The sequence below is a fragment of the uncultured Corynebacterium sp. genome (genome assembly GCF_947253065.1).
Lineage (GTDB): Bacteria > Actinomycetota > Actinomycetes > Mycobacteriales > Mycobacteriaceae > Corynebacterium.
Genome location: NZ_CAMXWS010000004.1, coordinates 43,512 through 58,495 on the forward strand (window position 1 = coordinate 43,512; position 14,984 = coordinate 58,495).

14 protein-coding genes and 3 tRNA genes are annotated in these 14,984 nt (G+C 59.0%); 15 read left to right on the forward strand and 2 right to left on the reverse strand.

Annotation, left to right across the window (positions count from 1 at the left end; genetic code table 11):
- Positions 1–285 precede the first annotated feature (285 nt).
- Positions 286–1,218, forward strand: coding sequence for a DMT family transporter (locus tag Q0X21_RS02000; protein WP_297850026.1), 933 nt, complete (start codon positions 286–288; stop codon positions 1,216–1,218).
- A 37-nt stretch (positions 1,219–1,255) separates the two neighbouring features.
- Here the strand turns inward: Q0X21_RS02000 and Q0X21_RS02005 are convergent, their stop codons facing one another.
- A complete protein-coding gene (locus Q0X21_RS02005) occupies positions 1,256–2,209 on the reverse strand; it encodes a 1,4-dihydroxy-2-naphthoyl-CoA synthase (RefSeq protein WP_297850027.1) in 954 nt (317 codons plus the stop codon).
- Between the two features lie 133 nt (positions 2,210–2,342).
- Here Q0X21_RS02005 and Q0X21_RS02010 point away from each other — a divergent pair, with 133 nt between their 5' ends.
- The 9 genes from Q0X21_RS02010 (at position 2,343) to Q0X21_RS02050 (ending at position 10,387) form a co-directional block, all read left to right on the forward strand.
- Complete coding sequence (locus Q0X21_RS02010; RefSeq protein WP_297850028.1) at positions 2,343–2,564, forward strand: type II toxin-antitoxin system Phd/YefM family antitoxin; 222 nt, start codon at positions 2,343–2,345, stop codon at positions 2,562–2,564.
- On the forward strand, positions 2,561–2,965 hold the full coding sequence (locus Q0X21_RS02015) for a type II toxin-antitoxin system VapC family toxin (RefSeq protein WP_297850029.1): 405 nt from the start codon (positions 2,561–2,563) through the stop codon (positions 2,963–2,965). The genes Q0X21_RS02010 and Q0X21_RS02015 overlap by 4 nt, the downstream gene beginning before the upstream one ends.
- Positions 2,962–3,936, forward strand: coding sequence for an o-succinylbenzoate synthase (locus Q0X21_RS02020; RefSeq protein ID WP_297850030.1), 975 nt, complete (start codon positions 2,962–2,964; stop codon positions 3,934–3,936). Before Q0X21_RS02015 ends, Q0X21_RS02020 begins: the two co-directional genes overlap by 4 nt.
- A 107-nt stretch (positions 3,937–4,043) precedes the next feature.
- Positions 4,044–5,639 carry a DASS family sodium-coupled anion symporter gene (locus tag Q0X21_RS02025; protein ID WP_297850031.1) on the forward strand — a complete coding sequence of 532 codons (1,596 nt, stop codon included), beginning with the start codon at positions 4,044–4,046 and terminating at the stop codon, positions 5,637–5,639.
- A gap of 36 nt (positions 5,640–5,675) precedes the next feature.
- Positions 5,676–6,335, forward strand: coding sequence for a hypothetical protein (locus Q0X21_RS02030; protein ID WP_297850032.1), 660 nt, complete (start codon positions 5,676–5,678; stop codon positions 6,333–6,335).
- A gap of 10 nt (positions 6,336–6,345) precedes the next feature.
- Positions 6,346–7,989 carry a 2-succinyl-5-enolpyruvyl-6-hydroxy-3-cyclohexene-1-carboxylic-acid synthase gene (gene menD / locus Q0X21_RS02035; protein ID WP_297850033.1) on the forward strand — a complete coding sequence of 548 codons (1,644 nt, stop codon included), beginning with the start codon at positions 6,346–6,348 and terminating at the stop codon, positions 7,987–7,989.
- On the forward strand, positions 7,989–8,432 hold the full coding sequence (locus Q0X21_RS02040) for a DUF3592 domain-containing protein (RefSeq protein ID WP_297850034.1): 444 nt from the start codon (positions 7,989–7,991) through the stop codon (positions 8,430–8,432). Before menD ends, Q0X21_RS02040 begins: the two co-directional genes overlap by 1 nt.
- Before the next feature lie 45 nt (positions 8,433–8,477).
- Positions 8,478–9,626, forward strand: a complete 1,149-nt coding sequence (locus Q0X21_RS02045) for a glycosyltransferase family 1 protein (RefSeq protein WP_297850035.1) — start codon at positions 8,478–8,480, stop codon at positions 9,624–9,626.
- Between the two features lie 74 nt (positions 9,627–9,700).
- Complete coding sequence (locus Q0X21_RS02050; RefSeq protein ID WP_297850036.1) at positions 9,701–10,387, forward strand: demethylmenaquinone methyltransferase; 687 nt, start codon at positions 9,701–9,703, stop codon at positions 10,385–10,387.
- A gap of 21 nt (positions 10,388–10,408) precedes the next feature.
- Here Q0X21_RS02050 and Q0X21_RS02055 read toward each other — a convergent pair whose 3' ends face one another.
- Complete coding sequence (locus tag Q0X21_RS02055; protein WP_297850037.1) at positions 10,409–11,650, reverse strand: geranylgeranyl reductase family protein; 1,242 nt, start codon at positions 11,648–11,650, stop codon at positions 10,409–10,411.
- Positions 11,651–11,730: 80 nt separating this feature from the next.
- Between Q0X21_RS02055 and Q0X21_RS02060 the strand changes: the two genes are divergently transcribed.
- From Q0X21_RS02060 to Q0X21_RS02080, 5 genes are all read left to right on the forward strand, one after another.
- Positions 11,731–12,747 carry a polyprenyl synthetase family protein gene (locus tag Q0X21_RS02060; RefSeq protein WP_297850038.1) on the forward strand — a complete coding sequence of 339 codons (1,017 nt, stop codon included), beginning with the start codon at positions 11,731–11,733 and terminating at the stop codon, positions 12,745–12,747.
- 74 nt (positions 12,748–12,821) lie between these two features.
- Positions 12,822–12,907, forward strand: a tRNA-Tyr gene (locus Q0X21_RS02065).
- A gap of 144 nt (positions 12,908–13,051) precedes the next feature.
- Complete coding sequence (locus Q0X21_RS02070) at positions 13,052–14,605, forward strand: lamin tail domain-containing protein (protein ID WP_297850039.1); 1,554 nt, start codon at positions 13,052–13,054, stop codon at positions 14,603–14,605.
- Positions 14,606–14,808: 203 nt separating this feature from the next.
- Positions 14,809–14,881 (forward strand) — tRNA-Thr (locus Q0X21_RS02075).
- 29 nt (positions 14,882–14,910) lie between these two features.
- A tRNA-Met gene (locus Q0X21_RS02080) sits at positions 14,911–14,982 on the forward strand.
- The last annotated feature ends 2 nt before the right edge of the window (positions 14,983–14,984 follow it).

Below are 14,984 nucleotides of genomic sequence, written 5' to 3' on the forward strand. Positions count from 1 at the left end.
CTTCCCTTCCTGTGGCAAATACGTGGGAACGTTCTCACCTAATCGCAACGGAGTTTCCACAAGGTGAGATTCAGTTGAATATCGCTTAAACAGATGGGAACGATTTCATGCGGTTCAGGCGGTATATTTTGTTTGTATGCTTGTGCCGTGTGCGGGGGCGATTGAGTTTGGTAAACCGGCCTCTTATACGCGAGAAACGTTGGTCTTGGCGAAGGGTCCGGTGAAGATTCCATTTCGCGCGCACGATCATCTGGTGATTGAAAACCGTTAAAGGAAGCGAGATCCATGCTTGTAGGAGCTGCTCTTGGCGTTGGCGCCTTCGTTCCTATTCAAACTGCGGTCAATGACCGCTTGCGTGCCAGCATTGGTGCGCCGATTCCCACCGCGTTTGTTTCTGTGTTCTCAGCTTTTCTCTGTGCGATGATCATCGCTCTCGTCGTCTCTGGCGGTTCATTGGATCTTGCTCGCGCAGCGGGAGAGCCGTGGTGGGTGTGGATCGGCGGCATCATGGGCGTGATCTTTATTACCGGGAACGTGATCATCTTTCCGAAGCTCGGTGTGGTGGAGACAATCGTCATTCCCATTCTTGGCCAGGTCATTATGGCCCTGGCTATTGATCATTTCGCTCTCTTCGGGGCTGTTGAGAACAGGATTAGCTTCTGGCGCTTGCTTGGTGCTGCTGTTGTCATCGCTGGCATCGTCATGGTGCATGTCGTGCGTGCGCCTGGGGAGCTTGATTCTTCGGTCGTCGAAGGTGATGCGGGCGAGGTTTCAGTATGGATTTGGCGTGCGGTCGGCGTGATGATGGGAATGTGTTCGGCGACGCAAACCGCAGTTAATGGCTATCTCGGCACGGTCTTGGGTAGTTCTCTCCAAGCCGGTTCGGTGAATTTGGCAGTCGGCTCAGTTTTTCTGCTCACGCTGAGTTTGTCGTTGCCGAAATCGCGCAGAGCTGTCTTCTCTGGCGTTAAACCCGGCCCGTGGTGGATGTGGATCGGTGGCATTTTCGGCACGATTCTGGTCGTTGGTGCTGCCATGCTTGCGCCGATCCTCGGCACCGGCACGACCGTTATCGGCATGCTCGCTGGCACGATCATCTGTGGCCAGATCATTGAGGCTGGCGGGCTGCTGGGCACGCCCCGCCAGCGCCTGCAGCTTTCACGCGTGATCGGATTGATTCTCGTGTTTGTGGGCGTCGCGATGGTGCGTGTGCTCTAGTTTCATCAACGCTCCGACTGGCGCTCTCGGTCCGCTTTTAGTAGTAGAACGGGAACTCGTCCCAGTTCGGGGGTCGCTTCTCCAGGAAGGAGTCGCGGCCTTCGACGGCTTCGTCGGTCATGTAAGCCAGGCGGGTGGCTTCGCCGGCGAAGACTTGTTGGCCCATGAGGCCGTCGTCAAGCAGGTTGAATGCGAATTTGAGCATGCGCTGTGCGGTGGGGGACTTGCCGTTGATTTCGCGGGCAACCTGGATTGCTTCGTTCTCGAGTTCGGCGTGGTCAGCGACGATATTCACAGCACCCATGCGGTGCATGTCCTCGGCGGAATAGGTGCGGCCGAGGAAGAAGATCTCGCGTGCGAATTTCTGGCCGACTTGCTTGGCCAGGTAGGCGGAGCCGTAGCCGCCGTCGAAGGAGCCGACGTCGGCGTCGGTCTGCTTGAAGCGTGCTTCCTCGCGCGAGGCGATGGTCATGTCGCACACGACGTGGAGGGAGTGCCCACCGCCGGCGGCCCAGCCATTGACCACGGCGATGACCACCTTGGGCATGGTGCGGATCAGGCGCTGGACTTCAAGAATGTGCAGGCGCCCGCCCTCGGCTTTCACGCGGGCTTCATCGACGTGGTCGGCGGTGGCGGCTTCCACATCACCGTCGTGGCTGGTTGCGTACTGGTAGCCAGAACGGCCGCGAATGCGTTGGTCGCCGCCGGAACAGAACGCCCAACCGCCATCCTTCGGGGAGGGGCCATTGCCGGTGAGCAGCACGACGCCGACGGACGGGTCGCGGCGTGCGTGGTCGAGCGCGCGGTACAGCTCATCGACCGTGTGCGGACGGAACGCATTGCGCACCTCCGGCCGGTCGAAGGCGATGCGCACGATGCCGTTCGCGCGGCCCTCGCCAGCGTGACGGTGGTAGGTGATGTCAGTGAAATCAAAGCCGTCGACGGTCTTCCACTGGGAGGCGTCGAAAGGCTGGGCGGTGGAGTAAGGCATGGCTGTGATCTTACGGATCCCACGGAGTCCACGGTGATGTCCCGAAGCTTTTGCAGGCAGGGGATGGTCGAGCGCCGGTGGTAGGGTTAGTCCACAAAAGTAGACTAAGTAAGAGCAAGTAGGAGGAGCCCATATGGAAAGCATCAATGTCCATGACGCAAAGACGCACTTCTCCCGGCTTCTCCGTCAGGTAGAGGCAGGGGAGGAAGTGGTGATATCTCGGAGCGGAAGACCTGTGGCGCGAATGGTTCCGCTTGAGGTCGATGTGGCTCGTCCCCTCGGTTTTGTTGACTACACACTTCCGGACAGTTTTTTCGACGATCTCCCCGAGAGCGAACTGGAGGCGTGGGAATGACACAGGGCGCTAGCTACATCCTTGATACTCACGCGTTCATGTGGGGTTTAACGGACCCGACGCGGTTGGGGGAGGCAGCTTTCGAAGTGATGCGCACGCGAGAGAACCGTCTGTTCGTATCGGCAGCATCAGCATGGGAGATCGCAACGAAGTTCAGGCTAGGGAAATTGCCTGGCGCAGATTTCCTTGTGCGTAATTTTGAAAGATATGTGGCGGAATTAGGGGCACAACCTTTAGATATTTCAACGTCGCATGCATTGCTGGGAGGAAGTTTGGACTGGGAGCACCGTGATCCTTTCGATCGGATGCTTGCGGCGCAGGCACTGATTGAAGGTCATCGGCTCATCACACGCGATGTTGCCTTCAGTGACGTACAAGGCCTTGAGGTGATTTGGGATTGAGTAGAGAAAAAATAGACGACATTCTCGACCGCGCCCACGTCGTTGCCCTTCCGATGGCAGTGCCGTTTCGGGGGATTACGACGCGGGAGGCATTGCTTATCCACGGCCCGGCGGGCTGGGGCGAGTTCGCGCCCTTCGTCGAATACGGCGATGCGGAGGCCGCGACGTGGCTGAAAGCTGGCCTGGAAGCGGCCTTCGAAGGCTATGCGGATCTTGATACTGGCGATGGCTGGGTGGAAGTCAACGGCACTGTTCCTGCGGTCGATGCGGATCGGGTCCCGGAGGTGCTCGAGCGCTATCCGTCGGCGCGCACATACAAGATCAAGGTCGCGGAAAAAGGGCAGACGCTTGCCGACGATGTCGCTCGCGTCGCCGCTGTCCGTTCCGCCCGCCCAGAAGCGGCCCTGCGTGTGGACGCCAATGGTGGGTGGAGCGTTGATGAAGCAGTGCGCGCAGCTGAAGCCTTGGGGGAACTCGAATACATCGAGCAGCCCTGCGCCACGGTGGAAGAACTCGCAGAGGTGCGTGCCAGGGTGGACACTCCGATCGCGGCGGATGAGTCGATCCGTAAGGTGACCGACCCATACCGAGTTGCTGAATTGAATGCTGCTGATGTGGCAGTGACCAAGGTGGCACCGTTGGGCGGAGTGAAACGGTTGATGCAGATCAGTAGGGATCTCGGATTGAAACTGACCGTGGCCTCGGCACTCGACACTGCGGTGGGCATTCACGCTGGTCTGATCGCGGCGAAGGTGACCGGCTCGCAGGCGGCGGGATTGGCCACGCAAAGGCTGTTCGTTGAGGATGTCGCCGAACCGTTTGAATTTGTGGAAGGTCGCATGCGTATTAGTAATGCCGCCCCGGATCCTGACCGTCTTGCAGCCTTGGCCGCGCCGGGGCAGCGCAAAGACTGGTGGTTTGAACGGTTGCACCGATGTATGGGGTACTTTTCCGCTGAATCGGGCATGTAAACCTTTTGGTTTGGGGGCTTCCGGGGGTGATTTCTAGTGTGTGGGAGACATTTGTCTTAAGTTATGCGTAGGAAATCTTTAGCTCGAATACAGGAAGAGAGCTCATCATGACCACAGGTTATTCAACCGCCGTGACGGAGCACGCCACGGAACTATCGGATGGCGATCTCGCCGAAGCGCCAGAAAAGGGTGTTTGGCGCCGTCAACTCATTGGCCTGATCCTGGGCCTGGTCGCTGCAGCTGTTGTCTACTTCATCTTCCCGTCTGGTGCGGCTGATGTTGTGCGTGAATCTTCCGGTGCTGATCCGGAGGTGGAGTACACCGCTCAGACCATGCGCGTTGTCGCTGCCGTTGCTGTGTGGATGGCTATCTGGTGGATGACTGAGGCGATTCCGCTCGCCGCCACCGCGCTTATCCCGTTGGCAGTGTTCCCACTGGCCAATGTGGCGAAGTTTAAAGAGGTCGGTAGCCCGTACGCCTCATCCACAATCTTCCTGTTCATGGGTGGCTTCCTCCTGGCTCTGGGCATTCAGCGTTGGAACCTGCACCGTCGTCTGGCGCTATGGGTGGTCAAGCTGATCGGTACAAGCCCGCGCCGCATCATCCTGGGTTTCATGGTGGCTACTGGCTTCCTGTCCATGTGGGTGTCCAATACGGCTACCGCTGTGGTGATGCTGCCGATCGGTGTTTCGGTTCTGACCCTGACTGCTGATCACGTCGGTGGCATGCACAAGCAGAAGAAATTCGCTACCGCCCTCATGCTGGCTATTGCATACTCCGCATCTATTGGTTCGCTGGGCACCCTGATTGGTACCCCGCCGAATACGCTGCTGGCTGGCTACATGAAGGAAACGCACGATATTGAGATCGGCTTCGCCAAGTGGATGCTGGTTGGCGTCCCAGTTGCTGTTCTGTTCATTCTTATCGCGTGGGTCGTGCTGATCAACGTGTTCAAGCCTGAGATTGATGAGATCCCGGGCGGTAAGGAACTGATCCGCGACGAGCTGGACAAGCTCGGCGGGTGGACCACCGGCCAGATTCTCTCCGCGATCATTTTCGTCGCCGCCGCATTGTCCTGGGTCTTCGTCCCGCTGGGCATTGATTACTTCGGTTGGGAGATCGGCTACGACGATGCTGCTGTGGGTATCATCGCTGGTCTGCTCATGTTCACCATCCCGGCAAGGAAGGATGGCACGCGCATTCTGGATTGGGAGACCGCGAAGGATATCCCGTGGGATGTTCTGCTGCTCTTCGGTGGTGGCTTGTCGCTGTCCGCGATGTTCTCCCAGTCGGGTCTGTCTCTGTGGATCGGTGAGGCTTCCAAGGGTCTTGCGGGTCTGCCGATGATTCTGCTGATCGCTGCTGTCGGCGCTCTCATCCTGGGTCTGACGGAGCTGACCTCGAATACTGCTACGGCCGCGACCTTCCTGCCGATCATGGGCGGTGTCGCAGTTGGTATTGGTCTGACGGCATCTGGTGATATCAACGTCCTGCTGCTGACCATCCCGGTTGCACTGTCCGCAACCTGTGCATTCATGCTGCCGGTTGCAACCCCGCCGAACGCGATTGCCTACAGTTCCGGCTACGTCACCATGGGTGAGATGATCAAGGGCGGTGTCTGGCTGAACGTCATCGGCCTGGTCCTGGTCACCCTGGCCACCTACGCCATCGCTGTTCCGGTCTTCGGTCTGACGCTTCCGTAACGGGCCTGGTCCATGGTGGGGTCTAGAATGACCCCCATGGATAACGAGACTCGACAGTTTGGGCGGCCCGACGACCGTGGTGATCGTCATGGTCGCGGCGATGATGCCGCTGACATGAACACCCGTTACTTGTCCCCGTCCGATTCTTCCGCGCATTCCCAATCTTCCCCGCGCCAGTACATGCCGGGGGAGGGGGATGCGCGTTATGCGTCCCAGGGGGATTATCCGGAAACGCAGTACGGCGGTTATGGCGGTGGTTACGGGGGCTACGACGGGTATGAGCCGTATGAGCAGCCGTACCAGCCAGCACCGACTTCCGCGGAGAAGTCCGGTGGGATCAACACCGGTCTCGTCATGGCGGTATTGGCTTTCCTGCTCGGGTTGGCTGCCATTGCCATGTTCTTTTTGTGGCGTGGTGCGGAAACGCGGGCGAATAAGCCGGAGGTGCCGCCAGCAACGATCACGCAGACAGAAACGGTGACCACGACGCCGTCGAGTCTGCTGGATGAGTTGTTCAAGCGTGACCGTGAGAAGAACAACGACGAGAATCCGGATGGTACCCCGGGGGAGGATCCAGCCCTGCCATCGTTGCCGGAAGATTTCCCGACTGAGCTGCCCACCGATGTGCCGGATGAGTACCGCCAGGATGCGGAAGACCTGCTCAATCGCATTGATGAGTTTTTGAATGCCCGTTAAGGATATGGATATGTACCCTTCCACCCAGCTCGCGGCGTTTGTGGCGGAAGAGCTCGCAGCGCACGTCACAGATGTCGTGTTGTGCCCAGGTTCGCGCAATTCACCGCTTGCATACGCGTTGCTTGCCCGCAGGGATATCACTGTGCACGTGCGTATCGACGAAAGGGCGGCCGCTTTCACCGCCTTAGGCCTGGCCCGTGTGCAGCGCCGCCATGTCGGTGTGGTGATGACATCAGGGACCGCTGTGGCAAACACGTACCCGGCTGTGGTTGAGGCGCATATGTCGCATGTGCCGTTGGCGATCATTAGTGCTGATCGTCCGGAGCGTCTGGTGGGCACCGGTGCCTCCCAGACAATCTGGCAGCAGGGCATTTTCGGGCGCTATGCCGAAACACAGCAGGTGACTGAGCCGGGGGATGCAATCAGTTTTGCTGCGGATCAGGTGCACATCAATGTCGCCTTTGATACACCGCTCGTGCCCGAGCAATTGCCGGAGCCAGCAGGCACGCCACGTCGGGTCGGTCCGGGGCGGTTGTGTCCGTCGGAGAGCCAGCGCGCAGTGGTCAGTGCCGGTGCGGCACAGGTGGACCACGGGGTGGTTGACGTCGACCTGACCAAGAACACTCTTGTCATCGCCGGTGATGAGGCGTGGGAGGTGCCGGGCCTGGAGCATGTGCCCACGATCGCGGAGCCGACTGCGCCGACACCGTTCCACCAGGTGCACCCATTGGCAGCGCGTTTTTTCACACAAGATGAAGTGGCCATCAGTCATGACGGTGGGGATTTCGCTGCATCCACGAAGCCTGATCAGGTGATCGTGGTGGGGCACCCGACCTTGCACCGTGACGTGATGGCTCTCATGGCTGATCCCGCAATTGAGGTGATCGGGCTGACGCGCACGGACATCATCACGGGTAGTCCGGACCGCGTAGGCAGCCGTGTGAATGCGACCGGCCAGTCGACGGATACGTGGTTGAAGATCTGTGAGGCCGCCGGTGATGTCGGTGCGCAGACGGTCCGCGATGCGCTTACCGATGACAGCTTTGGCTTCACCGGCCTGCACGTTGCTGCCGCTGTATGTGACACGCTCGCGGTGGGCGATGCATTCGTTCTGGGTGCCTCAAATCCGGTGCGTGATGCCAGCTTCGTGGGCATGCCGTTTGATGGCGTGAACACCTATTCCGCCCGTGGTGCAGCGGGGATCGACGGCACGGTGTCGCAAGCTATCGGCGTTGCTCTTGCCACCCAGGCATTGCACCCGGATGAGATCCGTGCCCCACGCACTGTGGCATTGGTGGGGGATCTGACTTTCCTGCATGATGCCGGTGGTCTGCTCATCGGTCCAGACCAGCCGCGCCCGGGCAACCTGACCATCGTGGTGGCAAACGACAACGGAGGTGGCATCTTCGAAACGCTCGAAGTCGGAGCGCCAGAGGTACGTGACAACTTCGAGCAAGCTTTCGGCACACCACATGATGCTGATCTGGAGTCGATTGTGGAAGGCTACGGTGCTTCCTACCACAGGGTGGAGAGCATCGGGGAGCTGACGGAGGCGCTGCTGGATGACGTCGATAAGCCAGAGCCCGTGACTGTGATTGAGGCAGTGACCACTCGTGCAACGCGTCGGGCGCTCACGGAACGGCTGAAGAAGTGATGCGGGACATCCTGCGGCGGCGTTTGCACCAGCTCGTCATCGTCATTTACCTGTGCGCGATGTTGGGCAGCATTGCCATGGTCGCTGGACCTGCCTACAACGATTACGCGATCTCGCGCGACCCGGGCCGTGGCATCGCCACCGTTACTGGTGTGAGTGCGACGCAGACCTCCGTCGAATACCAGGATGAGAACGGCAAATTCCACTCTCCAGCACACGGCTTGCTCTACCCATCCGGGCTCGGCGATGGGCAGCAGGTCTGGGTGACCTATGCCAAGAGCAACCCGGATATCGTCAAAGTGGAAGGCCGTGACTGGAAGTTGGCTATTCTGCCTGCACTGTCTGTCGGTGTGGTGTCCACGATCATCGCAGCAGCTGCGTGGTTGGCGGTGAGCTTGATCGGTAAAAAACGTGTTTCGGGGCGAAAATTCACCTTGCGTTGACGTGTAAGAAAACCTTCATTAGCGCTTTAAAGGAATAATGCGCTCATGCGTGTCGCCATTATTGCCGAGTCTTTCCTGCCCAATGTCAACGGAGTGACCAACTCGATCCTCCGCGTGCTGGAACATCTACAACGCACGGGGCATGACGCTGTGGTGATCGCGCCGGGAGCGCGCGTGAACCAGGAAGAGATTCCGGAATATGCGGGCTTTCCCATCGTCCGCGTGCCTACCGTGATGGTGCCCTTGGTCGATTCTCTGCCCATCGGGGTGCCGAATGGCACGATCACGCGCGTCCTGCGCGAATACAAGCCAGATATCGTCCACTTGGCTAGCCCGTTCGTGCTTGGCGGTGCTGGCGCGATCGCCACGAAGCGTCTCAAGCTGCCCACGATTGCGCTTTTCCAAACGGATGTTGCTGGCTACACCGCGCGCTATCACGTCGGGTTCCTCGAATCAGCTGCGTGGGTGTGGGCGCGCAAGCTGCACAATGCGACGCAGATGACGCTTGCTCCATCTTCGGTGACGATTGGTGAGCTGGAAGCTCATGGCATCAAGAACATTCACCGCTGGGGCAGGGGTGTGGATTCCGAGCTCTTCCATCCGCGCCGTCGCTCGGAGAAACTGCGCAAGAAGTGGGACCCGACGGGCAAGAAGAAGCTCGTCGGCTTCGTGGGCCGCTTGGCGTCCGAGAAAGGCGTGGAGCGTCTTGCTGCGCTGCATGGGGATCCGAATATTCAACTGGTCATCGTTGGTGATGGCCCACAGCGCCGTGAACTGGGCAAGCTCATGCCCACGGCAGTTTTCACGGGCCAGCTGGGCGGCAAGAAGCTCGCAGCAGCATATGCCAGTTTGGATCTCTTTGTGCACACCGGTGAGTTTGAAACCTTCGGCCAAACCCTGCAGGAAGCACAGGCCTCTGGCACTCCGACGATCGGACCGCGCGCTGGTGGGCCGATTGATCTTATCCAGGAGGGCTACAACGGTGATTTGCTGGATGTGGACACATTTGAACGTGACCTGCCCGCTGCAACTGCCGAGATTCTCAAACCGGAGAACTTGGAGCAGATGAGTTTGAATGCACGCGAGTCCGTGGCTGATAAGACGTGGCCAGCCCTGTGCGACCAGCTGCTGGGCTACTACACCGAAGTGATCAACGGCTACCCGCACAAGCACCGTCGTCCATTCACGAGCTAGTTCGTGCCTAAGGCAGGGCGCTGGGGCCAGCTCAGTGGGTGCGCTACACGGGCTGTGCCCTAGACTCGAGTGCTATGGCCAAGGCGAACCTGGAGAAGAACCCGCTGGATGTTGCGGGAATGTTTGATGAAGTGGGAAAGAACTACGACATCACCAACACAGTTATGACCGGTGGCCTGGACCGCTACTGGCGCAAACGCACCCGCGAACGCCTGAATCTGAAGCCGGGGGAGAAGGTCCTTGACCTCGCCGCCGGTACAGCAGTATCCACGGTCGAGCTGACCAAGTCCGGTGCATGGTGCGTGGCATGTGATTTCTCCCAGGGCATGCTCGCTGCCGGCAAGCACCGTCCAGTGCCCAAGGTGGTGGGTGATGCGATGCACCTGCCTTTCGCCGATGAGACCTTTGATGCCGTGACCATCTCCTATGGCCTGCGCAATGTGCATGATTTTGAGGCGGGTCTGCGTGAGATGGCCCGCGTGACCAAGCCGGGTGGACGCCTGGTGGTCAATGAATTCTCTACCCCGATCGTGCCGGTATTCTCCACCATTTACCGCGAATACCTGCCCCGTGTCATTCCTCTTTTGGGCAAGGTCTTTTCTTCAAATGCAGAAGCTTACGAGTACCTCGCTGAGTCCATTCGTGCATGGCCGGACCAGGAAAATCTGGCAAACGCGATCAATGCGAATGGGTGGAAGAACTGCGGTTGGCAGAACCTCGCAGCGGGCATCGTGGCGTTGCATGCTGCTGAAAAACGCTAGATTTTTCGCCGCACAGCAGCTCTAGTTGGTTGGCTCCCACAGCGGGCTATCGTCCCGGAGGCGTGAAACTGCCGCGCCGGACAGGCGCCACGCCCGGGCAACCAGGTCACGGTCTTCATCGGTGATCAGGTTGCCCATCAGTCGTGCCGCGGCTGGCATGAGGTAGCGGCCACCGAGGCCACGCAGCGCCAGTGGTCCTGCTGCAGGAAGGAACTGCGGGTAGGTCAAAACACGCGCGAGGGTGCGGGCGAGCACGAATGCTTCGCCGTATTTCCGACGTAGCTCAAAAGGCCATGCCAATGTCAGATCGGGCTGCTTGCCAGCAGAGGTGATCAGGTCGACGGCCATGATGGCGGTTTCCAGACCGTAGTCAATGCCCTCACCATTCAAGGGATTCACACATGCGGCGGCATCACCAATGAGCATCCAGTTCGGGCCAGCGACATTGGATACCGCACCACCCATGGGCAGTAGGGCAGAGGTGATATTTTCCGGTTGGCCCAATTGCCATTCATCGCGAACCTGATCGGCGTACTGCACCAGCAGCTTCTTGGTGTTCACCTTCGCTGGGCGGGCATCGGTGGATAGAGCACCGCAGCCGAGGTTCACCGTTCCATCACCAAGCGGAAAGATCCACCCATAGCCCGGCTGGAGCACGTCAGCATCATCGCGCAGCTCCACGTGAGAGTGCATCCACGGTTCTTCGCTGAATGGGCTTGAGCAGTAGGAGCGTGCAGCGATTCCATAGACCTCGCCCCGGTGCCATTTCCGGCCGAGCTTTTTACCAAAAGGCGAGCGCACCCCATCGGCAACAATTACCCATTTCGCCTGCAGGGTGCCCTGTGGGGTGACTACACCGGTGATCTCACCACTATCACCGAATTCCGCGTCGGTAGCCGGGCAGTCATAGAAGATCTCGGCGCCGGCGGCGGAGGCGAGGTCGGCAAGTGCGGCGTCGAAAAGCGTGCGCGGTGACGCGGAACCTTCCGTGCCGTAATGCCCATCCGGCCATGGAGCCGTGACGGAACCGCCGTAACCATGCAGCTTGAGCCCCTTGTTGCGGTAGGGCGGAAGCGCGGCGGAAAGCCCCAATTCTTGCAAGGCGTGCACGGCGCGCGGGGTCAGCCCATCGCCGCATGTTTTGTCGCGGCCAGCGGGTGTGGCATCAACAACAGCGACGCTAAAGCCAGCGCGGCGAGCAGCAATCGCGGCAGCGGAACCAGCAGGCCCCGCGCCGACAACGACGCACTCAAACGATTTCATCGAACATATTGTGCCAGATGACTTATGTGTGGACTACGGTAAAGGGGACGCCCACCCGTACGACCCCGCAAGGACGATAGATGACCAACGGCACACCCACGTCGCCCGCTGTCGACAAGCAGCTCGACCTCGGCGATGAGGCCTTGGCGCAGCGTGTCACCGATGGGTTGAATCGGGTGGAAGAGCTCATGTTTGAGCGTCTCTCCGGCGGCGCGGACTTCCTCAGTGAACAGGTCACGCACCTGGCTAAGGCTGGTGGCAAGCGTTTCCGTCCGCTGATGGCTGTGTTGGCCAGTGAGTTCGGCCCCAACCCGCAGGCGGACAACGTGATTCGCGGCGCCGCGATCGTGGAGCTCGTTCACCTGGCCACGCTCTATCACGATGACGTGATGGATGAGGCAGCTAAGCGCCGTGGCGTGGAGTCCGCCAATTCGCGGTGGACGAACACAGTGGCCATCTTGTCCGGCGACTATTTGCTCGCTGAAGCGTCGCGTTTGATGAGTGAGATCGACACGGCTACCGTCCGTCACTTCGCGGAGACATTCAGCGATCTTGTCACGGGTCAGATGCGCGAAACCGTCGGCGCACGTGGTGGCGACCCGATCGAGCACTACCTCGATGTCATCCGCGAGAAGACCGGTGTGCTCATTGCCTCTGCCGCGTATCTCGGTGCGACCCACTCGGGTGCGGACGAGAAGACGGTGCGCACCATGACCGAAGTCGGTGAAGCGATCGGCATGGTCTTCCAGATCGTCGACGACATCATTGACATCTTCTCGGACACCGACCAGTCCGGAAAGACCCCGGGAACGGACCTCCGCGAGGGCGTATTCACCCTCCCGGTCCTCTACGCCATGCGCGACGAAGGGGAAGCGGGCAAGCAACTCCGCGAGCTGCTCACCGGACCGCTCACCGAAGATGCTGACGTGGAGCGCGCACTCACTCTCATCGAGCAAACCGACGGCCGAAAGCGCGCGCTTGACGACGTCCACAGGTACCTCTCCATCGTCGACACCCACCTCGACACGCTGCCTGATGTTCCGGCGAATGCGGCGATGCGTCAGATCGCCCGCTACACGGTTGATCGTGTCGGCTAAACAGTCCAAAATTAGCCCGTTAGCCTGCTGATTTGTAGTTTCTGTGACCGGCTGCTGTAGAGTAGTCCAAGCACGCCAGGTTGCCCGAGCGGCCAAAGGGAGCGGACTGTAAATCCGCCGGCATTAGCCTTCAGAAGTTCGAATCTTCTACCTGGCACCACCAAATAACACGCACAGTGGATCTCACACGGTGCGTGTTTTTTCATTTCATGTTGGTGTCACTTTCATGTCGCAGCATGTTCAAAAATCGGGGCTATTTTCAAACGCGCACTGACAAGTTTTCGACGTTTTGAAGGAAGTTCCTGTGTCCCGTTCCCGTTTCCGCGCTGCGCTCGCTCTGCCTGCGACTGCTGCTCTTATCCTGTCTGGTTTCGCTGTTCCAGTTGCCGTTGCTGCTGATGCAACCTCATCGATCGTGATTAACGAGGTTGAGGCTAATGGCTCCCCGGACTGGGTTGAGCTGGCCAACACCAACCCGAACGAGGACATCGATATCTCCGGCTGGTCCATCTTGGACGATGATGATTCCCACGCTCCGATCGTCATTCCGGAGAACACGACAATCGAGTCCGGTGGCTACTACATCATCCACACCAAGAACCAGACTCCGGACGGCTCGGAAGGATTCGGGCTAGGGGGCAAGAAAGATCAGGTCCGCCTTTTTGACGCGAGCAAGAAGCTTATCGACGAAACCGCCTGGGACTTCCCCGATAAAGCCGATTCCACCTGGGGCCGTGTCCCTGACATGACCGGTGATTTCGCTATCACCGGCGAGGCCACCAAGCAGCTGAAGAACAAGGCTGCTGACAGTGAAGAAGAAACCCCGGACACCCCGGAAAAGCCAGTTGAACCGTGGCCGTACGACAATTCCTATGACATTGACCTTGGCGGCGATTTCGCCGGCGAGGACATGTCCGGCGTAGACTTCGATGAGAACGGTCGCGCATGGGTAGTGAACAATGGCTCCGGCAAGCTCTACGCCCTCGACTACAACGAGGCTGACAAGAAGTACACGCTCGCGGGTACCTGGACGCTGAAGTACGCCGATGGAACGGGTGCCCTGGATACCGAGGGTGTCACGGTCGGCCCGGACGGCGCGATTTATGTGTCCACTGAGCGTAATAACGATGACAAGAAGGTCTCTCGTCCGTCCGTCCTCCGCTTTGAGGTTCAGGAGGGCGCGGAAGAGCTCAAAGCTACTCACGAGTGGAACCTGAAAGAGGTCGTCGGCGAGATCGAGGCGAACTCCGGCTTGGAAGCCATCGCTTACCTCCCGGAGCAGAAGCTCTTCGCAGTTGGTGTCGAGGCAGACGGCAAGGTTTACTTCCTCGATCTGAAGGAAGACGGCACCTTTGAACTCAAGCAGACCTACCAGTCGCCGTTTTCCGGCGTCATGGCGCTTGATTACCGCCAGCAGGACAAGCAGCTCCGCGTGCTTTGCGACGAAGCCTGTGACGGTCAGTCCATCCTCCTGTCCCACAACGGCACTGAATTTGCCCCGGCATCTGAGATCCAGGCACGTCCGGCCGAGTTTGCCAACCTGGCTAACGAGGGCTTCGCATCGTTCACCTCGACTGGTGAATGCGTTGACGGCAAGGCCGCGGAGACTACTCGTTTCCTCTGGGCTGACGATGGTGTGGCCGACGGTATCTCACTGCGCGGTGCGCAGGATACGAAGACCGTTGATTGTTCTGATGGCGCAAACAGTAGCTCTTCCAGTGAAAATGCCAATGTCGGTGTCATCGTCGGTGCTGTCTTCGGAGCAGTGTTGGCCTTCATTGCAGGCGTGCTGTCCGCTGCTCCCATTGCAAAGTGGGCGAAGGATAACCTCAATCTGGACATCAAGCTGCCGTTCTAGCTGGTGAACAGGCGTTTTAAGCCAATTGGGCTGATCCCTTTTTCGTTCATTTTTTGAGGGCGAAAAAGGGTTTCTATAGCGCACGTTATAAGCGTTATAGAAGCACTGAAAACGCGCATTAGCCTGGCGATTTGTGTCGAACGTATAAGACGGGTTAATCTTTCAAAGGCTTCAAACGAGCGGGTAACGCTTAAGAGGCTTAAGCCCCCTTAGCTCAGTCGGCAGAGCGTCTCCATGGTAAGGAGAAGGTCAACAGTTCGATTCTGTTAGGGGGCTCTGTTGTTTGCTGGCGACAGCGAACACATGGCGGTGTAGCTCAGTGGTAGAGCAAGCGACTCATAATCGCTGTGTCGAGAGTTCAATTCTCTCCATCGCTACT